Origin of the sequence: Pseudomonas sp. EggHat1 (assembly GCF_014892995.1) — a bacterium.
Taxonomy (GTDB): Bacteria; Pseudomonadota; Gammaproteobacteria; order Pseudomonadales; family Pseudomonadaceae; genus Aquipseudomonas; species Aquipseudomonas chaetocerotis.
The window spans coordinates 153,284-173,427 of the sequence record NZ_JACKQK010000004.1 but is presented as its reverse complement, the minus strand read 5'-3'; the positions used below and the strand labels follow the sequence as shown (position 1 = coordinate 173,427).

The window sequence follows — 20,144 nt, the reverse complement described above, 5'->3', positions numbered from 1 at the left end:
CGTCTACAAATTGCTGCTCTCGGCCATGCTGCGTTGAAACCAGCCTCAAAATGCTCATGTACAGTTCGTACACTGCGCTTTTTCGACTGTTTTCGCCTTGCCTGACCTTCGCTCGCTGCTTTGTAAAAACCCTCGGCTTCGTGCCTTCTATATTTCGCAATTCAGGAATCTTCTGATCCATGGGCAAATCGCTGGTCATCGTGGAATCCCCGGCCAAGGCCAAGACCATCAACAAGTACCTGGGCAGCCAGTACGTGGTGAAGTCGAGCATCGGCCACATCCGTGACCTGCCTACCAGCGGCTCGGCAAGCGCCACCAAGGAGCCTGCCAAGCGCGGCAAGGCTGCTGCTGGTGAAGCGCCTGCGCTGTCGCCCAAGGAAAAGGCCAAACGCCAGCTGTTCAGCCGTATGGGGGTCGACCCCGAGCACGGCTGGAAGGCCAAGTACGAGATCCTCCCCGGCAAGGAAAAGGTGATCGAAGAACTGCGCCGCCTGGCCAAGGATGCCGACACCATCTATCTCGCAACCGACTTGGATCGCGAAGGGGAAGCCATTGCCTGGCACCTGCGCGAATCCATCGGTGGTGATGACAGCCGCTACAAGCGCGTGGTGTTCAACGAGATCACCAAGAAGGCGATTCAGGAAGCCTTCTCCAAACCGGGCGAGCTGGACATCAACCGCGTCAATGCCCAGCAGGCGCGGCGCTTCCTCGACCGCGTGGTGGGCTACATGGTCTCGCCGCTGCTGTGGGCCAAGATCGCACGTGGCCTGTCTGCCGGTCGTGTGCAGTCGGTGGCCGTGAAGCTGGTCGTTGCGCGCGAGAAAGAGATTCGCGCCTTCGTCCCGGAAGAGTACTGGGAAGTGCATGCCGACCTCGGCACCGCGAAGAACGCCAAGGTGCGTTTCGAGGTGGTGCGCGAAAGTGGCGCAGCCTTCAAACCAGTCAATGAAGCGCAGGCCATGGCCGCGCTGGAGAAGCTCAAGGCTTCCAGCTATAGCGTGGTCAAGCGCGAAGACCGCCCGACCAGCAGCAAGCCGTCGGCACCCTTCATTACCTCCACCCTGCAGCAGGCTGCGAGCAACCGCCTGGGCTTCGGGGTGAAGAAGACCATGATGATGGCTCAGCGTTTGTACGAAGCTGGCTACATCACCTATATGCGTACCGACTCGACCAACCTGTCGAACGACGCCGTGGAGATGGTGCGTGGCTTCATCGGTAGCGAGTACGGCGACAAGTACCTGCCGGGCAAGCCGATCCTGTACTCGAGCAAGGAGGGCGCTCAGGAGGCGCACGAAGCGATTCGTCCGTCCGACGTCAACCTGCGCCCGACCCAGCTGTCTGGCATGGAGCGTGATGCCGAGCGTCTGTATGACCTGATCTGGCGTCAGTTCGTCGCCTGCCAGATGCCGCCGGCCGAGTACTTGTCCACCAGCGTCACAGTTGCTGCTGGCAATTTCGAGCTGCGCGCCAAGGGTCGCATCCTCAAGTTCGATGGTTACACACGCGTGCTGCCGCAGCAGAGCAAACCGGGCGAGGACGACGTCCTGCCGGAAATGAAGGAAGGCGAGGGTCTCAAGCTGATCCAGCTTGACCCCAGCCAGCACTTCACCAAGCCGCCTGCGCGTTATTCCGAAGCGAGCCTGGTCAAGGAGCTGGAAAAGCGCGGGATTGGTCGTCCGTCCACTTATGCGGCGATCATTTCCACCATTCAGGATCGTGGCTACGTTACGGTGCACAACCGTCGCTTCTACGCTGAGAAGATGGGTGACATCGTCACCGAGCGTCTCGACGAGAGCTTCGCCAACCTGATGGATTACAGCTTTACCGCCACCATGGAAGAGCATCTCGACGATGTGGCCCAGGGCGAGCGCGAGTGGAAGCACCTGCTCGACGAGTTCTACGGTGATTTCAAGAAGAAGCTCGAAGTTGCCGAGGCGGGTGAGGGCGGCATGCGTGCCAACCAGCCGACGCTGACCGATATTCCATGCCGCGAGTGCGGCCGGCCGATGATGATCCGCACCGCCTCCACTGGCGTGTTCCTCGGTTGCTCGGGCTATGCGCTGCCACCGAAGGAGCGCTGCAAGGCCACCATCAACCTGGTACCGGGCGATGAGATCGCTGCCGATGATGAGGGCGAGTCCGAGTCCCTGGTGCTGCTCGGCAAGCATCGCTGCCCGATCTGCGCCACGGCCATGGATGCCTATCTGCTGGATGAAACCCGCAAGTTGCACATCTGCGGCAACAATCCCGATTGCAGCGGCTACGAGATCGAGCAGGGCCAATACCGCATCAAAGGCTACGAAGGTCCGAGCCTGGAGTGCGACAAGTGCGGTAGCCAGATGCAGCTCAAGACCGGCCGTTTCGGCAAGTTCTTCGGTTGCACCAATGCCAGCTGCAAGAACACCCGCAAGTTGCTCAAGAACGGTGAAGCGGCGCCGCCGAAGATGGACAAGGTGGATATGCCGGAGCTCAAGTGCGAGAAGGTGGACGACACCTACGTGCTGCGCGACGGCGCGTCGGGCCTGTTCCTCGCAGCCAGCCAGTTCCCCAAGAACCGCGAGACGCGTGCGCCGCTGGTGCTTGAGATCGTCCCGCACAAGCACGAGATCGACCCCAAGTACCACTTCCTCTGCGATGCCCCGCAGAAGGACCCGGATGGCCGCCCGGCGGTGATTCGCTACAGCCGCAAGACCAAGGAGCAGTACGTGCAGTCCGAGGTAGATGGCAAGCCGACCGGCTGGCGTGCGTTCTTCGATGGTGGCAAATGGAAGGTCGAGGACAAGCGCTAGCGTTTGGTCACGATCTGCCGCGCGTCGGCCTGGCGTCGTAACAGCGACGCCCTGAGTGCCTGATGAGATGCGCGTCAGGCAGGGCAGACGCGCGTATCATGACCCGATCTGCTGTGGAGGTCGCCGTAATGGCCAAAGAAATCTATACCCGTACCAACCAGAAGATTTTCTTCGCCGGTATTGCCCTGGATAACTGGCGCAAGGCTGAAGCCTCATCCGCATTCAATGTGCAGGCGCTGGCGCAGGCCGAGCGCGAGGCAGTGCTGTTTCACCTCTATGGCGGGCTGCTCGGGCTGTGTCATGAAATCGCCGGCTATTACCGCATGAGCGACGCGACGCCTTCGCGTGTCGAGGCCTTCGTGCAGCAGGCGGTGCTCGACGGCTCGCCCAGCCCAGAGCTGGCTGAGTTGGTCGAATTGGCGCAGCAGCGCGAAACCTGGCTGGCCGAGTTGCTGGCTGCCTACGCTGCGCTGTTCCAGCCGCCGCGTGAGGAGCGCAAGGCCAAGGTCGATCCATCCCTGCCCTTGATCACAGCCATCAGCGTTGGAGAAGAGCCGGCTGAGCTGAGCATTGATGATGTCGATGCCTGGCGTCAGCAGCTCAAGGCTCTGGTGCTGCGCTTTCGCGAAGGCCTCAGCGAGTGCTGATTGGGTTTAACTGGACCAGTGGGCTGGGGATGACCCCGGCTGACTGTTACAATGTCGTGTTTTTGCACAGAGACTGAGCCATGCCTACATCCTTCCTGGAAATCGTCGAACTGCCCGATGGGCGTATTGCCCTGCGTCGCGCAGAGGATGAAGAGGCTCTGGTGACTCTGGACTTCTCTGCTGATGCCAAGGCTTTCCTGCAGGGTCAGCATATCGAGGTGGCCAAGGCCATGCTCAATGTTGGCGTGCAGATGGCCGGTCGAATGGCTGAGGGTGATTTCAGTGGTGAAGAAGAAGGCGCACGTGTTCTCCACTGAGTCGCCACGGTTCGACGAAAACGGGGCTCCAATGGAGCCCCGTTTTCATTTACGCAGATGAAATTGTAGCGAGTTCAACCCAGGCTGATATTCAGGCTCTGCGCGCCACCTGCATTGGCGGCCCGTGCAAGGCGCTGGCGAGTGCTGCTCTCGACCGGATGCAGCCAACTGATCACGGTATGGCTGCGGCCGAGCTTCAGGGCTTCTTCCGCCAATGCCATGGCATTCTGCCCCTGCCGTGGATGCAGCAGGAGAATGCGCTCACGGTTCAGGCCTGCCTCGCGCAGCCAGCTTTGCGTAAGGCTGGCTGGTGGTGCTACCAGGGTCAGCCAGCGCGCATCCTGGTTCTCGCTCAGCTCGCGCAGAATCGGGGCCAGCAAGTGCAGGCAGTGGCCGGCAGCGCCACGTAGAGCCAGTTCGCTGAACGCCTGATCATCCTCGTTGCGAGAGATATCACCGGTCGCTAACCGTGGCTCACTCGACGTTCTGGCGAGAAAGGCGTCGAAAAGGGGAAGTTGTGGACGCTCGAACGACTGCTGCACGTGCATGGTGTCTCCTCAGCGGCGGATTACACCGACGCTCAAACCTTCGATGACCAGATCCTGGTGTTCCAGGTCCACTTCGATCGGTGCGAATTCAGGGTTCTCGGCAATCAGCCAGACCTTGTTGCCCTCGCGCTTGAAGCGTTTGACCGTCACTTCATCGTCGATACGGGCGACGACGATCTGGCCATTGCGGGCTTCCCGGGTGGTGTGCACGGCGAGCAGATCACCATCGAAGATGCCGATGTCTTTCATGCTCATACCGCGTACGCGCAGCAGGTAATCGGCTTTGGGCTGAAAGAACGCCGGGTTGATCTGGCAGGATTCCTCGACATGTTGCTGTGCAAGGATCGGTGCGCCGGCGGCGACACGGCCGATTACCGGGAGGCCCGTATCCTCATTCGCGGCACCTGCCTCGAAGCCGGGAATGCGGATGCCGCGTGAAGCGCCTGGCGTCATCTCGATGGCCCCCTTGCGTGCGAGGGCCTTGAGGTGCTCTTCTGCGGCATTGGGCGATTTGAACCCCAGTTCCTGAGCGATTTCCGCGCGGGTAGGTGGGTAGCCGTTGTCTTCCAGGCAGCGTTTGATGAAGGCGAGGATCTCGGCTTGGCGTGGCGTCAGTTTCAGCATGGCTGGGCTCTGTCTTTTTATACAGTGACTGGAATTATATACAGTAATCGGAGCTTGGCAACGCCCATTTTGCGAAGGCCTGTCGCCCGGCTTGTTACCCATGCCGGGTCATCTGCGTCTCTGCTTGTTGTAAGCTGTGACCCACCGGCCAAAAGACGGCTCATGCGGCTTGACAATTCAGTGGGATGAAACGTATGTTTCAAACAAGTGTTTGTCAGGTGATAGCTCATGGCTCAGTCGGAAACCGTTGAACGCATTCTCGATGCTGCGGAGCAGCTGTTCGCGGAAAAAGGCTTCGCCGAGACCTCGCTACGCCTGATCACCAGCAAGGCTGGGGTCAACCTGGCTGCCGTCAACTACCACTTCGGTTCGAAGAAGGCGCTGATTCAGGCGGTTTTCTCGCGTTTCCTCGGGCCCTTCTGTGCCAGCCTGGAAAAGGAACTCGATCGCCGTCAGGCCAAGTCCGAAACCCAGGTTTCCCTGGAGGAGTTGCTCGAACTCCTGGTCGAACAGGCCCTGGCTGTGAAGCCGCGCAGCGGTAACGACCTGTCCATTTTCATGCGTCTGCTCGGTTTGGCCTTCAGCCAGAGCCAGGGTCACTTGCGCAAGTATCTGGAAGAGGTCTACGGCAAGGTGTTCCGTCGCTACATGCTGCTGGTGCATGAGGCTGCGCCGCGTATTCCACCACTGGAGCTGTTCTGGCGCGTGCACTTCATGCTCGGTGCCGCGGCGTTCAGCATGTCCGGTATCAAGGCTTTGCGCGCGATGGCCGAGACCGATTTCGGCGTCAACACCTCGATCGAGCAGGTGATGCGCATGATGGTGCCGTTTCTGGCTGCCGGCATGCGTTCGGAAACGGGTATCGCCGATCCGGCGTTGGCCGGCGCGCAACTCAAGCCGCGCAGCAAGACACCCAGCGCCGCGCCCAAGGTTTGACCTGGCGGCAGGTGGGCTTGGCTTCGCCCTTCGGCTAAGCTAGCGGCCCATGTCCGATCTAGATCTACTCCATATCTCCATTGCCGATCAGGCGCTCTACGGCTTCAGTGCCGGGCGGCTGCTGCTGAGCTTGCCTGTCTCCACGGCGCTCGTTGGGGCGGGTGAGCTTAACGGCTCAGGTTGTACGCCGCGCGGGCTGCATCAGGTGCGCGCGAAAATCGGCGCTGGTTTGCCTCTGGCGGCCGTATTGCGCAGTCGTCGCTGGACGGGGGAAGTGTGGTCACCTGAGCTGCACGAGCAGTTTCCTGGCCGCGACTGGATTCTCACCCGTATTCTCTGGCTGAGCGGTCTTGAGTCGGGGCGCAATCGCCTGGGCGAGGTCGACACCTTTCGCCGTTATATCTATCTGCATGGCACGCCGGATACGGAACCTATGGGGACGCCGTTGTCCCATGGCTGCATTCGTTTGCGTAACGCCGACATGCTGGCGCTTTTCGAGTGCGTACCGCTGCATTGCAAAGTGCGTATCGATGAGGCGCCGTGCCCGCAGTGGGCTGCAGACCAAGACTTCACCTGAGGAAATAGACTCATGCAAGGCTCTTTGATGATGGACATCGCCGGCACCTGGTTGACCGCTGAGGATCGCCAGATTCTGCGCCAGCCCGAAGTGGGTGGTCTGATCATTTTTGCCCGCAACATCGAATCGCCGCGTCAGGTGCGCGAGCTGTGCCAGAGCATCCGTGCGGTGCGCCCGGACCTGCTGCTGGCGGTGGACCAGGAAGGTGGACGGGTGCAGCGTCTGCGCCAGGGCTTTGTGCGCTTGCCGGCGATGCGCGCCATCGCCGACAACGACAATGCCGAGGTGCTGGCCGAGCACTGCGGCTGGTTGATGGCGACCGAGGTGTTGGCGGTTGGCCTGGACCTGAGTTTTGCGCCGGTACTGGATCTCGACCACCAGCGCAGTGCGGTGGTGGGCAGTCGTGCCTTCGAGGGGGATCCGCAACGGGCCACCACGCTGGCAGCCGCTTTCATTCGTGGCATGCATCAGGCGGGGATGGCAGCTACCGGCAAACACTTCCCCGGGCACGGCTGGGCCGAGGCTGACTCTCATGTCGCCATCCCGCTCGACGAGCGCAGTCTCGATGAAATCCGCGCTTGCGACATGCAGCCGTTCAAGCGTCTGGTGCACGAGCTCGATGCCGTGATGCCGGCGCATGTCATCTATTCTCAGGTTGACGAACAACCGGCTGGCTTCTCCCGTCGCTGGTTGCAGGACATCTTGCGTGGCGAGCTGGGCTTCGAGGGTGTGATCTTCAGCGATGACCTGTCCATGGCGGGTGCCCACGTGGTCGGTGATGCCGGCAAGCGTATCGAGGCGGCGCTCGCTGCGGGTTGCGATATGGGCCTGGTGTGCAATGACCGCGCTTCGGCCGAGCTGGCGCTCAGTGCGTTGCAGCGTCTGCGGGTGACGCCGCCTGCGCGCCTCGAACGCATGCGTGGCCGTGCTCATGCCACTACCGAATACCGCCAGGCCCCACGCTGGCTTACCGCTGTGGCGGCCCTGAGAGCCGCCCAGTTGCTTGACTGAGGATCTGCCAATGACTGTCTACGCCATTATCGGTGGTACCGGCTTGACCCAGTTGGAGGGCTTGACGATTCACGAAGCGCTTCCGCTGGATACCCCTTACGGGGCGCCCTCGGCCGATATCCTGCGCGGCAGTTACGCCGGGCGCGAAGTGCTGTTTCTCGCCCGTCATGGCCAACCGCACCGGATTGCGCCGCATCAGGTGAACTACCGGGCCAACCTCTGGGCGCTCAAGCAGGCCGGCGCCAAGGCCATTGTCGCGGTCAATGCGGTGGGGGGGATTCATGCTGCCATGGGCGCTGGGCATTTCTGCGTGCCACATCAGATCATCGATTACACCTCCGGGCGTGCGCACACCTTTTACGAAGGCGATCTGGAGCACGTGACCCACGTCGATTTCAGTCAGCCGTACGACAAGCAACTACGCGAGGCGTTGGTGGCGGCGCTGCGGGCCGAAAATGCGGCATTCAGCGATCACGGAATCTATGGCTGCACTCAGGGGCCGCGACTGGAAACGGCGGCGGAAATCGCCCGCATGGAGCGCGATGGCTGCGACCTGGTAGGCATGACCGGCATGCCCGAAGCGGTATTGGCGCGCGAATTGGCGCTGCCCTATGCCTGCCTGGCGCTGGTGGTGAATCCGGCGGCGGGGAAATCCAGTGCCTTGATCACCATGGCCGAGATCGAGCGAGTGATCGAGCAGGGCATGGGAACGGTCAAGGCGGTGCTGGCGCGTGTGCTGAGTAACTAGCTCTATAGAGACAGCGGCCAATGCCCGTTAGTCAGGCGTCGACGCGCCGAATCTGCAGGCACGGCGCCTCGCCGCGAATCAGGGCGGCGCGCACTTGAAAAACTTCGTCCTGGGGCTCCTGCGGAAGGCCTGGTGGCATCAGATTTCCGCTCAGAGCGGGCTAATGCGTACCAGTGCGCCCAGGCTGCCATGGTCCAGGTAGGTCAGGCTGTTGTCCTTCAGGCGCTGGGCCACTTTCATGTGCTCGCTGCTCTCGAGCAGGCCGTCGACGCTGAATTGGTTGATCCACAGCTCCAGGTCCAGGTCGGCAAAGCGCTCCTGAGTAAAGCTCAGGGTGCCTTCGACCACGTGATGGCCGAAGCGCTCTTCACCGCTGCTGACGGCCATTCGGCTCGGCGAGCTGCCGATGGTTTGGCTCCAGGCCTTGTGCAGCAATACCTGATAGCCACTGCCCGGATTGAGCTTGGCCGCCTCGCCATCGAGCGTTGTCGGGCGTTCGTTACCGGTGATCGGCAATGCCGTGCCCGCCCAGTCGTCCGGTGCCACTTTGGGCGCGACGACAGGTTCGCCGGCCTGGCGGAATACCAGCAATTCGACCTGATAAAGGCGTTCGGCAAAGGCGCTCGGTGCCAGCAGGCAGAGCAGCAGGGCGATCAAGTGCAGTGGGCGCATGTATGTGAGTCCTTCAGGTGGTGGGCGCGAGGCGCTCGAGCAGGGCTTCCAGGGTGTTGAAGCGCTCTTCCGTCCGCTCCATCGGTACCTGGATCTTGAAGACGGTGGCGCCTTCGAATTTGTAGCGTTTTGGCTGAGCCTGGATCAGCTTGATCAGCGTCAGCGGGTCGACGCAGGTTTCCGCGGCGAACTCGATGCGTCCTCCTTGCGGTCCTGCATCCACCTTGGTGATACCCAGCTTGTCGGCCTGCAGCTTGAGGAGGGTCAGGCGCATCAGGTTCTTGGTCGGCTCCGGTAGCAGGCCGAAGCGGTCGATCATTTCCACCTGCAGCTCCTTGAGGCCGTCCTCGTCGCTGGCGTTGGCGATGCGTTTGTAGAGGATCAGGCGGCTGTGCACGTCGGGCAGGTAGTCCTCGGGGATCAGCGCCGGTACACGTAGGTTGATCTCCGGGCCGCCGCCCAGTGGCTGGTCGAGGTTCGGTTGTTCGCCTTTCTGAATGGCCTTGACCGCACGCTCGAGCATTTCCATGTAGAGGGTGAAGCCGACGGCCTGAATCTGGCCGCTTTGGCCGTCGCCAAGCAGTTCGCCGGCGCCGCGAATTTCCAGATCATGGGTGGCCAGGACGAAGCCGGCGCCCAGGTCCTGGGCGTTGGCGATGGCCTCCAGGCGTTTTTCCGCATCCGGGGTCATCTGCTTGCGCGGCGGGGTGAGCAGGTAGGCGTATGCCTGGTGGTGGCTGCGACCGACACGGCCGCGCAACTGGTGCAGCTGGGCCAGGCCGAACTTGTCGGCGCGGTCGATGATGATGGTGTTGGCACTGGGCACATCGATGCCGGTTTCGATGATGGTCGAGGCCACCAGCACGTTGAAGCGCTTGTGGTAGAAGTCACTCATCACCTGCTCGAGATCGCGTTCGCGCATCTGCCCGTGACCGATGCCGATACGCGCCTCGGGCACCAGTTCGGCCAGATCGGCGGCGCATTTTTCGATGGTCTTTACATCGTTGTGCAGGTAGTACACCTGGCCACCGCGCAGCAGCTCGCGCAGCAGCGCTTCCTTGATGGTCGGCTTGTTGCTTTCCATGACGAAGGTGCGCACCGAGAGGCGGCGTGCCGGCGGCGTGGCGATGATCGACAGGTCGCGCATACCGGCTACAGCCATGTTCAGCGTGCGCGGGATCGGCGTGGCGGTCAGGGTGAGGATGTCCACCTCACTGCGCAGCGCCTTGAGCTGTTCTTTCTGGCGTACGCCGAAGCGGTGTTCCTCGTCGATGATGGCCAGGCCGAGGTTGTGGAACTTGACGTCATCCTGCAGCAACTTGTGCGTGCCGATGACGATATCCACCTTGCCTTCGGCCAGTTGCTGCACGGCCTCGTCGACTTCCCTGGCACTCTTGAAGCGGCTCATCACCTCGACCTTCACCGGCCAGTCGGCGAAGCGGTCGCGGAAGCTGTTGTAGTGCTGCTGGGCGAGCAGGGTCGTGGGCACCAGCACGGCGACCTGCTTGCCGCTATGCACGGCGATGAAGGCCGCACGCATGGCCACTTCAGTCTTGCCGAAGCCGACGTCGCCGCAGACCAGGCGATCCATGGGTTTACCGGCGAGCATGTCGGCGCGCACTGCATCGATGGCGGTCTGCTGATCCGGGGTTTCCTCGAAGGGGAAGCCGGCGCTGAAGGTGGCGTAGTCCAGCGCCGGGTCCTGGAAGGCGAAGCCTTCGCGGGCGGCGCGACGGGCGTAGATGTCGAGCAGTTCGGCGGCAACATCGCGCACTTGCTCGGCTGCCTTGCGCTTGGCCTTCTGCCAAACCTCCGAGCCAAGGCGGTGCAGCGGTGCCAGGGCATCGTCGCTGCCGGTGTAGCGAGCGATCAGGTGCAGGCTGGCCACCGGCACATAAAGTTTGGCTTCGTCGGCGTACTGCAGGGCGAGGAATTCGGCGGCCTGGCCGTCGAACTCCATGGTCACCAAGCCAAGGTAGCGGCCGACGCCGTGATCGATATGCACCACCGGCGCGCCTTCGCGCAGCTCGGTGAGGTTCTTGATCACGTTATCGCCGCCTTCACGGCCTTTTTCGCGGCGGCGACGCTGCATGACGCGCTGGCCGAACAGCGGGCTCTCGGCGATCAGCGCCAGGTCGTCGAGCAGCAGACCCTCATCCAGGGGCGCGATGCAGATGTTGAGACGTTCAGGGCTTGCGACGAAAGCCGGCCAGCCTTCGACTTCCCTGGGCTTGAGCTTGAGACGGGCGAGCAGCTCCAGCAGCACTTCGCGGCGACCGGCCGATTCGGCGCAGAACAGCACGCGGCCCGGATATTCTTCGATAAAGCGGCGCAGCGCCGCCAGCGGCTCGCCAGCCTTGGCCTGAATCGCCAGGTCGGGCAGGGCGCGTGCGTCGAAGCGTGTCTGGCCGACGCCGGGCTCGATGTCGTCCTGGTTGACCACCACTCGCGGCCAGCTCTTCAGGCGGGCGAAGCAGTCCTCGACCGGCAGGAAAATGTCGGCAGGTGGCAGCAGCGGGCGTTCCGGATCGACCCGGCGATCCTCATAACGGTTGCGCGCATCGGTCCAGAAGTGTTCGGCGGCCTTCTCGATGCCGGGTAGAGAGAACACCTGGGTGTCGCCTGGCAGGTAGTCGAACAGGGTGCCCGTCTCTTCGAAGAACAGCGGCAGGTAGTATTCGATGCCGGCTGGGGTGATGCCGGTGGAAAGGTCCTGATAGATCGGGCAGCGACGGAAATCCACGTCGAAGCGCTCGCGGAAACGCCCACGAAARTCGGTGACGGCTTTCTTTTCCAGCGGAAATTCACGCGCCGGAAGCAGGCGGATCGACTCGACCTTGTCCACCGAGCGCTGGGTCTCGGGGTCGAAGGTGCGCAGGGTTTCGATTTCGTCGTCGAACAGGTCGATGCGGTAGGGCGTTTCACTGCCCATCGGGAATAGATCGATCAATGCGCCGCGCACGGCGAACTCGCCATGCTCGTACACCGTATCGACGCAACGGTAGCCGGCGGCCTCCAGGCGCGTGCGCATCTGCTCCACATCGAGTTTCTGGCCGACATCCAGCGCCAGGCTGCCACCCAGCAGGAAGCGCTTGGGGGCCAGGCGGTGTAGGGCGGTGGTGATCGGCACTACGAGGATGCCACGGCTCAGTTGCGGCAGGCGATAGAGCGCCGCGATGCGTTGCGAGATGATGTCCTGGTGCGGCGAGAAGACGTCGTAGGGCAGGGTTTCCCAGTCGGGAAAGTGCAGCACTGGCAGATCGGGGGCGAAGAACGCCAGTTCTTCCTGCAGCCGCTCGGCGCTCTGGCTGCCTTCGGTGAGCACCAACGTGAAGCGTCCAGCACCGCTGGCCGCTTCGGCGATGGTCAGGGACAGGGCGGCGCCAGGCAGGTTGCCCCACTGTTGTTTGCCGGCGCTGGCCGGTAGAGACGGAAGACGCAGTACGGACACGGGCGGCTCACGGTCGTGACGAAAGGCCGGGAATTGTAGCGGGGCTTGGTGGTCAATGTCAGTCGCGACAGGCGCGCATTGCTCATGCCCGCGCGCGCCGTCATAATGTAGCCCCTTTTTTCAGCCCCTACATGTGGAAGGTACTGCCCGTGACTCAGAAGCCCGACCAGTGTCTCGGTGAATGGATCGATCGTGAAGCCCTCGCGGAAGCGATGATTCCGCTGATTGGTCAGCTCTACCGCAACAACAATGTGGTGACCTCGATTTATGGCCGTGGCCTGATCAATCGTTCGGTCATCGACATCCTCAAGGCTCACCGTTTCGCTCGTCATCGCCTTGCCGATGAGACCGAGCTGTCGGTGCACGACACCTTCCCCATGCTCAAGGCCATGAGCGAGCTCAAGCTGGGTGCCGCTTCCGTGGACCTGGGCAAGCTGGTCGCCAAGTTCAAGGCCGAAGGCGCTGGTCGCGGCGTCGAGCAGTTCGTCAAGGACGAGCTGGCCGACGTAGTGGGCAAGCAGAACGGTTCGGCGCGTGAAGGCACCGACGTGGTTCTCTACGGCTTCGGTCGTATCGGCCGTCTGCTGGCGCGCATCCTGATCGAGAAGACCGGTGGTGGCGACGGCCTGCGTCTGCGCGCCATCGTCGTGCGCAAGGGTGCCAGCAATGATCTGGTCAAGCGCGCCAGCCTGCTGCGTCGTGACTCGGTACACGGCAAGTTCAACGGCACCATCACCATCGATGAAGAGAACAACACCCTGACGGCCAACGGCAACCTGATCCAGGTGATCTATGCCAAGGAGCCGAAGGAAGTCGATTACACCCAGTACGGCATCAAGAACGCGCTGCTGGTGGACAATACCGGTGTGTGGCGCGATGCCGAGGGCCTGGGTCAGCACCTGGCTTGCCCGGGCGTCGATCGCGTTGTCCTCACCGCGCCTGGCAAGGGCGCGCTGAAGAACATCGTGCATGGCATCAACCACAGCGAAATCACCGCTGATGACAAGATCATCTCTGCCGCTTCCTGCACCACCAACGCCATCGTGCCGGTGCTCAAGGCGGTCAATGATCAGTACGGCATCATCAACGGTCACGTCGAGACCGTTCACTCGTACACCAACGACCAGAACCTGATCGACAACTTCCACAAAGGCAGTCGTCGTGGTCGTAGTGCCGCGCTGAACATGGTCATCACTGAAACTGGCGCCGCAACCGCTGCAGCCAAGGCGCTGCCAGTGCTGAAAGGCAAGCTGACCGGCAACGCCATTCGTGTGCCGACGCCGAACGTGTCGATGGCCATTCTCAATCTGAACCTCGAGAAGGCCACCAGCCGTGAAGAAATCAACGAGTACCTGCGCCAGATGGCCATGCACTCGGATCTGCAGAAGCAGATCGACTTCGTCAGCTCGCAGGAAGTGGTCTCGACCGACTTCGTCGGTTCGCGCCATGCTGGCGTGGTCGATGCCGAAGCCACCATCGCCAACGACAACCGTGTCGTGCTCTACGTCTGGTACGACAACGAGTTCGGTTACAGCTGCCAGGTGGTTCGCGTGATGGAAGACATGGCTGGGGTCAACCCGCCGGCCTTCCCGCGCTAAGCGCCGGGGGCGCATGAAAAACGGGAGCTTCGGCTCCCGTTTTTTTATGTGCAGAAAATGACCTGGCGGAGGTTGGCGCGTTGATATGGGTCAGCATCGAACTTGTTGCGCCCTGTTACCGAAAAGCCAAAAAAAGCAAGCGCTTGGGTGGTCAGTGAGGGGGGGCGTCTTTATAATCAAGCGGATTTTTTACCCAGGTTTGGCGCCTTCCTCCACGCCCATATCGCATTGGCGTGGTTGGGTCTATTAGACCTTCGCTAGCGCCGCCTGTCCTATAAAAAGCTTTCTAAATCAGTGGTTAGGCAAACCTATGATCAAACTAAAGCATGGGCTTGATTTGCCCATAACGGGTGCGCCGGCACAGCGTATCGAGGCCGCCAGGCCCGTACGCAGTGTCGCCGTCATCGGCTTCGACTATCACGGGATGAAGCCGACGATGGAAGTGCAGGTCGGTGACCGGGTCAAACTCGGTCAATTGCTGTTTACCGACAAGAAGACACCCGGCGTGCGCTACACCGCCCCCGCTGCAGGCGTGATCAGCGCCATTCACCGTGGCGAGAAACGTGTTCTGCAGTCCGTGGTCATCGACATCGATGGCGACGATCAGGAAACCTTCGCTCAGTACGCGGCCGACCAGCTTGAAGCGCTCAGTGACGAGCAGGTTCGCGAGAATCTGCAACAGTCCGGCCTGTGGACCGCTCTGCGCACGCGCCCGTTCAGCAAGGTGCCGGCGCTCGATGCCGTGCCCAGCTCGATCTTCGTGACTGCCGTCGATACGCACCCGCTTGCCGCCGATCCTGCAGTGATCATCGGTGAACATGCCGCTGATTTCGAAAATGGCCTCAAGGTTCTCGGTAATCTGGGCAAGATTTTCCTGTGCAAGGCCGATGGCGTCAGCCTGCCGGGCGAGAAGCTGGCCAAGGTGCAGAGCGAAACCTTTGCCGGCCCGCACCCGGCGGGTCTGCCAGGTACCCATATTCACTTCCTCGACCCGGTCAGTACCCGCAAGAGTGTCTGGCAAATCGGTTATCAGGACGTGATCGCGGTGGGCAAGCTGTTCACCACCGGTCAGCTGTTCGTCGAGCGCGTGGTTGCGTTGGGTGGCCCGGTTGCCGAGCAGCCGCGTCTGCTGCGTACCCGCCTGGGCGCCAGCCTGGAAGAGCTCACCGCCGGTGAGCTGAAACCGGGCTTCAATCGCGTGATTTCCGGCTCGGTATTTGGCGGTCGCACCGCTCAGGGCGCGTTCGCGTTCCTCGGGCGCTACCACAATCAGGTGTCTTGCCTGGGCGAGGGTAACGATCGCGAGATGATGCATTACCTGCGTGCCGGCGTTAACAAGCACTCGGTACTGAACATTTTCGTCTCCAAGCTGGAGGGTGCCAAGCTGTTCAACTTCACCACCACCACCAACGGCAGCCCGCGCGCCATGGTGCCGGTGGGCAACTACGAAGCAGTGATGCCACTGGATATCCTGCCGACTCAACTGTTGCGCTACCTGATCGTCGGTGACACCGAGATGGCCCAGAAACTGGGTTGCCTGGAACTCGACGAAGAAGACCTGGCGCTGTGCACCTACGTGTGTGCCGGCAAGTATGAATATGGCCCGATCCTGCGGGATAACCTCACCCGCATCGAGAAGGAGGGTTAACTCATGGGTATTCGTGCATTGCTCGATAAAATCGAGCACAACTTCGAGAAGGGCGGCAAGTACGAGAAGTGGTATGCCTTGTACGAGGCGATCGACACCTTCTTCTATCGTCCTGGCAGCGTGACCAAGACCACGGCTCACGTGCGTGACGGCATCGACCTCAAGCGCATGATGATCACCGTATGGCTGTGCACCTTCCCGGCCATGTTCTTCGGCATGTGGAACACCGGCTACCAGGCCAACCTGATCTTCGCCCAGAGCCCCGAGCTGCTGGCGAGCCAGGAAGGCTGGCGCTTCGCGCTGATCGGCTCGTTGGCCGGTTTCGATGCGAACAGCCTGTGGGATAACTTCATCCAGGGCGCGGCTTATTTCCTGCCGGTATACGCGGTGACTTTCATCGTCGGCGGCTTCTGGGAAGTGCTGTTCGCTTCGATCCGCAAGCATGAAGTCAACGAAGGTTTCTTCGTCACTTCCGTGCTGTTCGCCCTGATTCTGCCGCCGAGCATTCCGCTTTGGCAGGTGGCCCTGGGCATCAGCTTCGGCGTGGTGATTGGCAAGGAAGTGTTCGGTGGTACTGGCAAGAACTTCCTCAACCCGGCACTGACCGGCCGTGCTTTCCTGTTCTTCGCCTATCCGGCGCAGATGTCGGGTGATGCGGTGTGGACTGCAGTCGACGGTTTCGCTGGTGCTACTTCGCTGAGCCTGGCAGCCTCCGGCGGCATCGAGAACGTGATCAATAACGGCATCACCTGGATGGATGCTTTCGTCGGCACCATTCACGGTTCGCTCGGCGAAACCAGCACCCTGGCGATTGCCATCGGCGGCCTGGTCCTGCTGATCACCAAGATCGCCGCTTGGCGCATCGTCGCTGGCGTGATGCTGGGCATGATCGGTCTGAGCATGCTGCTCAACCTGATCGGCTCCACCACCAACCCGATGTTCGCCATGCCGTGGTACTGGCATCTGGTTGTCGGCGGCTTCGCCTTTGGCATGTTCTTCATGGCCACCGACCCGGTGTCTGCCTCCATGACCAATACCGGCAAGTGGATCTTCGGCGCCCTGATCGGCGTGATGGTCGTTCTGATCCGTGTGGTCAATCCGGCCTTCCCCGAGGGCATGATGCTGGCGATCCTGTTCGCCAACCTGTTTGCACCGCTGATCGACCACTTCGTCGTTCAAGCCAATATCAAGCGGAGGCTGGCACGCAATGTCTAGTCAAAAAGAATCCACCGTCCGCACGCTGACGGTGGCGGTGCTGGTGTGTCTGGTGTGCTCGGTGTTCGTCGCCGGCGCCGCCATCGCACTGAAGCCGACTCAGGTTGAAAACCGCCTGCTGGACAAGCAGCGCAGCATCCTGGCCATTGCAGGCCTGGGCGAAGCGGGTATGTCCGGCGCCAAGGTCAAGGAGCTGTTTGACAGCACCATCACCGCCAAGCTGGTGGATCTTGAGAGCGGCACGTTCTCCGATGCTTTCGATCCGATCACCTTCGATCCGCTCAAGGCTGCCAAGGACCCGAAAACCTCCGAGGCTCTGAAAGGCAGCGAGGATATTGCCGGGATCAAGCGCCAGGAGCGTTACACCACCGTTTACATGGTGGAGAAGGATGGCGAAGTCGAAACCCTGATCCTGCCGGTTCGCGGCTATGGTCTGTGGTCGACCCTGCACGGTTTCATCGCCGTCAAGGGCGACCTCAATACCGTGGTCGGCATGGGCTTCTACCAGCACGGCGAGACCCCGGGTCTTGGCGGCGAGGTGGACAACCCGAAATGGAAGGGCCAGTGGCCGGGCAAGACCCTGTTCGACGACAACGACAAGTTGGCCGTACAGGTGGTCAAGGGCGGTGTCGATCCGCAAAGCCCGAACGCTACCCACCAGGTCGATGGCCTGGCGGGCGCCACCCTGACTAGCGTCGGTGTGGACAACCTGCTGAAGTTCTGGCTCGGCCAGAACGGCTTCGGTCCGTTTATCGCTAACCTGCGTGCAGGGGAGGCTTGATCATGTCGCAGCCGACTATTAAAGAAGTCCTGCTCAACCCGATCTTCAACAACAATCCAATCGGCCTGCAGATTCTGGGCATTTGCTCGGCGTTGGCGGTGACCTCGAACCTGCAGACCGCGCTGGTGATGTCCGCCGCGCTGACGCTGGTGACCGGTTTCTCCAACCTGTTCATCTCAATGATCCGCAGTCAGATTCCGGGCTCGATCCGCATGATCGTGCAGATGGTGATCATCGCCTCGCTGGTGATCGTGGTGGACCAGGTGCTCAAGGCGTATGCCTTCAGCCTGTCCAAACAGCTGTCGGTGTTCGTTGGTCTGATCATCACCAACTGCATCGTGATGGGTCGTGCCGAGGCCTTCGCCATGCAGAACCCGCCTGTGCTGTCGTTCTTCGACGGTATTGGTAATGGTCTGGGCTACAGCGCCATGTTGATTGCCCTGGGCGTTATTCGTGAACTGTTTGGCGCCGGCAAGCTGATGGGCTACGAGATTCTGTCGGTGGTCAACGACGGTGGTTGGTACCAGCCCAACGGTATGCTGCTGCTGCCGCCTTCGGCGTTCTTCCTGATCGGTCTGTTCATCTGGGCCATTCGTAGCTGGAAGAAGGATCAAATCGAGGCCAACGCTTACAAGATGGCGCCTCAGGTATCCAGCAAGGAGGCCTATTAATGGAACATTACATCAGCCTGTTCGTCCGTGCGGTGTTCGTCGAGAACATGGCACTGGCGTTCTTCCTCGGCATGTGTACCTTCATCGCCATCTCCAAGAAGGTGGAAACCGCCATCGGCCTGGGTATCGCCGTGGTCGTGGTGCTGGGTATCACCATGCCGGTGAACAACCTGATCTATACCAACATCCTCAAGGATGGTGCCTTGGCCTGGGCCGGCATGCCTGAGGTGGACCTGTCCTTCCTCGGTCTGCTGACCTTCATCGGCGTGATCGCGGCCATCGTGCAAATCCTGGAAATGACCCTGGATAAGTACGTGCCCTCGCTGTACAACGCCCTCGGCGTGTTCCTGCCGCTGATTACCGTGAACTGCGCCATCATGGGTGGCTCGCTGTTCATGGTCGAGCGTGACTACAACCTGGCCGAGAGCACCGTCTACGGTGTCGGTGCGGGCGTGTCCTGGGCACTGGCCATCGCCGCGCTGGCCGGTATCCGCGAGAAGCTCAAGTACAGCGATGTACCGGCTGGCCTGCAGGGTCTGGGCATCACCTTCATCACCATCGGTCTGATGTCGCTGGGCTTCATGTCCTTCTCCGGCGTGCAGCTGTAAGGAAAGGATGAACAGATGAATTACGAAATTTTCCTCGCCATCGGCATGTTCACCGCCATCGTTCTCGCGCTGGTGCTGATCATCCTCGCCGCGCGCGCCAAGCTGGTCTCCAGCGGTGACGTGAGCATCGAGATCAACGGCGAAAAAACCATCGTGGTACCGGCTGGCGGCAAGCTGTTGCAGACCCTGGCCGACAACAACATCTTCCTGTCCTCCGCCTGCGGCGGCGGCGGCACCTGCGCGCAGTGCAAGTGTGTCGTCGAATCTGGCGGCGGCGAGATGCTGTCCACCGAGGAGTCGCACTTCACCAGGCGCGAGGCCCGTGAGGGTTGGCGTCTTTCCTGCCAGACCCCGGTCAAGCAGGACATGAAGATCGAAGTCCCGGAAGAGGTCTTCGGCGTCAAGAAGTGGGAATGCACCGTCGAGTCCAACCCCAACGTCGCTACCTTCATCAAGGAGCTGACGCTGAAGCTGCCGGAAGGCGAAAACGTCGACTTCCGCGCCGGTGGTTATGTGCAGCTGGAGTGCCCGCCGCACACCGTGTACTACAAGGACTTCGACATCCAGGAGGAGTATCGCGGCGACTGGGACAAGTTCAACCAGTGGAAGTACGTGTCCAAGGTCGAGGAGACTGTGATCCGTGCCTATTCCATGGCCAACTACCCGGAAGAACGCGGTCTGGTGAAGTTCAACATCCGTATCGCCTCGCCGCCCCCTGGCAAGGACGATCTGCCACCGGGCAAGATGTCTTCCTACGTGTTCAGCCTCAAGCCGGGCGACAAGATCACCGTGTACGGGCCGTTCGGTGAGTTCTTCGCCAAGGACACCGACGCCGAAATGGTCTTCATCGGTGGTGGTGCAGGTATGGCGCCGATGCGCTCGCACATCTTCGACCAGCTCAAGCGCCTGAAGTCCACGCGCAAGATCAGCTTCTGGTACGGTGCGCGCTCCATGCGTGAATCGTTCTACAACGAAGAGTACGATCAACTGGCCGCCGAGAACCCGAACTTCCAGTGGCACCTGGCGCTGTCCGACCCGCAGCCGGAAGACAACTGGACTGGTCTCAAGGGCTTCATCCACAACGTGCTGTACGAGAACTACCTGAAGGACCATCCGGCTCCGGAGGATTGCGAGTTCTACATGTGCGGCCCACCCATGATGAACGCCGCCGTGATCAAGATGCTGACCGACCTGGGTGTCGAGCCGGAGAACATCCTCCTCGACGACTTCGGCGGCTAAGCATGAGGTCTGCTGTACTCCAGCCCGTTATCGCTGTCGCCCTGGCGGCAGCCCTAACGGGCTG

At 61.3% G+C, this 20,144-nt stretch carries 18 protein-coding genes; 14 read left to right on the top strand and 4 right to left on the bottom strand.

Annotated elements, in window-relative coordinates; genetic code table 11:
• Positions 1–179: 179 nt before the first annotated feature.
• The 3 genes from topA (at position 180) to INS93_RS09125 (ending at position 3,753) form a co-directional block, all read left to right on the top strand.
• Positions 180–2,789, top strand: a complete 2,610-nt coding sequence (gene topA / locus INS93_RS09135; protein ID WP_160020385.1) for a type I DNA topoisomerase — start codon at positions 180–182, stop codon at positions 2,787–2,789.
• A 128-nt stretch (positions 2,790–2,917) separates the two neighbouring features.
• Entirely contained in the window at positions 2,918–3,436 is a 519-nt protein-coding gene (locus INS93_RS09130) for a DUF6586 family protein (RefSeq protein ID WP_192981139.1), read from the top strand.
• Positions 3,437–3,516: 80 nt separating this feature from the next.
• A complete protein-coding gene (locus INS93_RS09125; protein ID WP_074855901.1) occupies positions 3,517–3,753 on the top strand; it encodes a hypothetical protein in 237 nt (78 codons plus the stop codon).
• A 74-nt stretch (positions 3,754–3,827) separates the two neighbouring features.
• Here INS93_RS09125 and sulA read toward each other — a convergent pair whose 3' ends face one another.
• Both sulA and lexA read right to left on the bottom strand, forming a co-directional pair.
• Complete coding sequence (sulA, locus tag INS93_RS09120; protein WP_192981135.1) at positions 3,828–4,301, bottom strand: SOS-induced cell division inhibitor SulA; 474 nt, start codon at positions 4,299–4,301, stop codon at positions 3,828–3,830.
• 9 nt (positions 4,302–4,310) lie between these two features.
• On the bottom strand, positions 4,311–4,925 hold the full coding sequence (gene lexA, locus INS93_RS09115; protein ID WP_074855904.1) for a transcriptional repressor LexA: 615 nt from the start codon (positions 4,923–4,925) through the stop codon (positions 4,311–4,313).
• A gap of 228 nt (positions 4,926–5,153) precedes the next feature.
• Between lexA and INS93_RS09110 the strand changes: the two genes are divergently transcribed.
• From INS93_RS09110 to INS93_RS09095, 4 genes are read left to right on the top strand one after another with little or no spacing between them, the layout of a single operon-like run.
• A complete protein-coding gene (locus tag INS93_RS09110; protein ID WP_074855905.1) occupies positions 5,154–5,861 on the top strand; it encodes a TetR/AcrR family transcriptional regulator in 708 nt (235 codons plus the stop codon).
• 49 nt (positions 5,862–5,910) lie between these two features.
• Positions 5,911–6,438 (top strand): L,D-transpeptidase, encoded by a 528-nt coding sequence (locus tag INS93_RS09105; RefSeq protein WP_074855907.1) that lies wholly within the window; start codon positions 5,911–5,913, stop codon positions 6,436–6,438.
• A gap of 12 nt (positions 6,439–6,450) precedes the next feature.
• The gene (nagZ, locus tag INS93_RS09100) at positions 6,451–7,449 is read left to right on the top strand and encodes a beta-N-acetylhexosaminidase (protein WP_192981134.1); all 999 of its coding nucleotides are present in this window, start codon (positions 6,451–6,453) and stop codon (positions 7,447–7,449) included.
• Positions 7,450–7,459: 10 nt separating this feature from the next.
• The gene (locus INS93_RS09095) at positions 7,460–8,197 is read left to right on the top strand and encodes an S-methyl-5'-thioinosine phosphorylase (protein ID WP_074855911.1); all 738 of its coding nucleotides are present in this window, start codon (positions 7,460–7,462) and stop codon (positions 8,195–8,197) included.
• Between the two features lie 150 nt (positions 8,198–8,347).
• On the opposite strand, the gene INS93_RS09090 is transcribed toward INS93_RS09095, so the two are convergent.
• The gene (locus tag INS93_RS09090) at positions 8,348–8,869 is read right to left on the bottom strand and encodes a peptidoglycan binding protein CsiV (RefSeq protein WP_074855913.1); all 522 of its coding nucleotides are present in this window, start codon (positions 8,867–8,869) and stop codon (positions 8,348–8,350) included.
• A gap of 13 nt (positions 8,870–8,882) precedes the next feature.
• Positions 8,883–12,320 carry a transcription-repair coupling factor gene (mfd, locus tag INS93_RS09085; protein ID WP_192981133.1) on the bottom strand — a complete coding sequence of 1,146 codons (3,438 nt, stop codon included), beginning with the start codon at positions 12,318–12,320 and terminating at the stop codon, positions 8,883–8,885.
• Between the two features lie 131 nt (positions 12,321–12,451).
• On the opposite strand from mfd, the gene INS93_RS09080 reads away from it, so the two are divergent.
• The 7 genes from INS93_RS09080 (at position 12,452) to nqrF (ending at position 20,080) form a co-directional block, all read left to right on the top strand.
• Positions 12,452–13,918: a glyceraldehyde-3-phosphate dehydrogenase gene (locus INS93_RS09080; RefSeq protein ID WP_192981132.1), complete on the top strand. Its 1,467-nt coding sequence runs from the start codon at positions 12,452–12,454 to the stop codon at positions 13,916–13,918.
• Positions 13,919–14,228: 310 nt separating this feature from the next.
• A complete protein-coding gene (locus INS93_RS09075; RefSeq protein WP_192981131.1) occupies positions 14,229–15,566 on the top strand; it encodes a Na(+)-translocating NADH-quinone reductase subunit A in 1,338 nt (445 codons plus the stop codon).
• A gap of 3 nt (positions 15,567–15,569) precedes the next feature.
• Positions 15,570–16,781, top strand: a complete 1,212-nt coding sequence (locus INS93_RS09070; RefSeq protein WP_160020375.1) for an NADH:ubiquinone reductase (Na(+)-transporting) subunit B — start codon at positions 15,570–15,572, stop codon at positions 16,779–16,781.
• A complete protein-coding gene (locus INS93_RS09065; RefSeq protein WP_160020374.1) occupies positions 16,774–17,562 on the top strand; it encodes a Na(+)-translocating NADH-quinone reductase subunit C in 789 nt (262 codons plus the stop codon). Before INS93_RS09070 ends, INS93_RS09065 begins: the two co-directional genes overlap by 8 nt.
• Positions 17,559–18,233, top strand: coding sequence for an NADH:ubiquinone reductase (Na(+)-transporting) subunit D (locus INS93_RS09060; protein WP_178094790.1), 675 nt, complete (start codon positions 17,559–17,561; stop codon positions 18,231–18,233). Before INS93_RS09065 ends, INS93_RS09060 begins: the two co-directional genes overlap by 4 nt.
• The gene (gene nqrE / locus INS93_RS09055; protein ID WP_160020372.1) at positions 18,233–18,841 is read left to right on the top strand and encodes an NADH:ubiquinone reductase (Na(+)-transporting) subunit E; all 609 of its coding nucleotides are present in this window, start codon (positions 18,233–18,235) and stop codon (positions 18,839–18,841) included. Before INS93_RS09060 ends, nqrE begins: the two co-directional genes overlap by 1 nt.
• A 15-nt stretch (positions 18,842–18,856) precedes the next feature.
• On the top strand, positions 18,857–20,080 hold the full coding sequence (nqrF, locus tag INS93_RS09050; RefSeq protein WP_160020371.1) for an NADH:ubiquinone reductase (Na(+)-transporting) subunit F: 1,224 nt from the start codon (positions 18,857–18,859) through the stop codon (positions 20,078–20,080).
• Positions 20,081–20,144 lie beyond the last annotated feature (64 nt).

What these genes read in the sequence shown, in the direction of transcription:
- nqrF (WP_160020371.1), top strand. Translation starts at nt 18,857, where the DNA reads ATGAATTACGAAATTTTCCTCGCCATCGGCATGTTCACCGCCATCGTT.
- topA (WP_160020385.1), top strand. Translation starts at nt 180, where the DNA reads ATGGGCAAATCGCTGGTCATCGTGGAATCCCCGGCCAAGGCCAAGACC.
- lexA (WP_074855904.1), bottom strand. Translation starts at nt 4,925, where the DNA reads ATGCTGAAACTGACGCCACGCCAAGCCGAGATCCTCGCCTTCATCAAA.
- INS93_RS09075 (WP_192981131.1), top strand. Translation starts at nt 14,229, where the DNA reads ATGATCAAACTAAAGCATGGGCTTGATTTGCCCATAACGGGTGCGCCG.
- INS93_RS09110 (WP_074855905.1), top strand. Translation starts at nt 5,154, where the DNA reads ATGGCTCAGTCGGAAACCGTTGAACGCATTCTCGATGCTGCGGAGCAG.
- INS93_RS09090 (WP_074855913.1), bottom strand. Translation starts at nt 8,869, where the DNA reads ATGCGCCCACTGCACTTGATCGCCCTGCTGCTCTGCCTGCTGGCACCG.
- INS93_RS09105 (WP_074855907.1), top strand. Translation starts at nt 5,911, where the DNA reads ATGTCCGATCTAGATCTACTCCATATCTCCATTGCCGATCAGGCGCTC.
- INS93_RS09125 (WP_074855901.1), top strand. Translation starts at nt 3,517, where the DNA reads ATGCCTACATCCTTCCTGGAAATCGTCGAACTGCCCGATGGGCGTATT.
- INS93_RS09095 (WP_074855911.1), top strand. Translation starts at nt 7,460, where the DNA reads ATGACTGTCTACGCCATTATCGGTGGTACCGGCTTGACCCAGTTGGAG.
- INS93_RS09065 (WP_160020374.1), top strand. Translation starts at nt 16,774, where the DNA reads ATGTCTAGTCAAAAAGAATCCACCGTCCGCACGCTGACGGTGGCGGTG.
- sulA (WP_192981135.1), bottom strand. Translation starts at nt 4,301, where the DNA reads ATGCACGTGCAGCAGTCGTTCGAGCGTCCACAACTTCCCCTTTTCGAC.
- nagZ (WP_192981134.1), top strand. Translation starts at nt 6,451, where the DNA reads ATGCAAGGCTCTTTGATGATGGACATCGCCGGCACCTGGTTGACCGCT.
- nqrE (WP_160020372.1), top strand. Translation starts at nt 18,233, where the DNA reads ATGGAACATTACATCAGCCTGTTCGTCCGTGCGGTGTTCGTCGAGAAC.
- INS93_RS09080 (WP_192981132.1), top strand. Translation starts at nt 12,452, where the DNA reads ATGTGGAAGGTACTGCCCGTGACTCAGAAGCCCGACCAGTGTCTCGGT.
- INS93_RS09070 (WP_160020375.1), top strand. Translation starts at nt 15,570, where the DNA reads ATGGGTATTCGTGCATTGCTCGATAAAATCGAGCACAACTTCGAGAAG.
- INS93_RS09130 (WP_192981139.1), top strand. Translation starts at nt 2,918, where the DNA reads ATGGCCAAAGAAATCTATACCCGTACCAACCAGAAGATTTTCTTCGCC.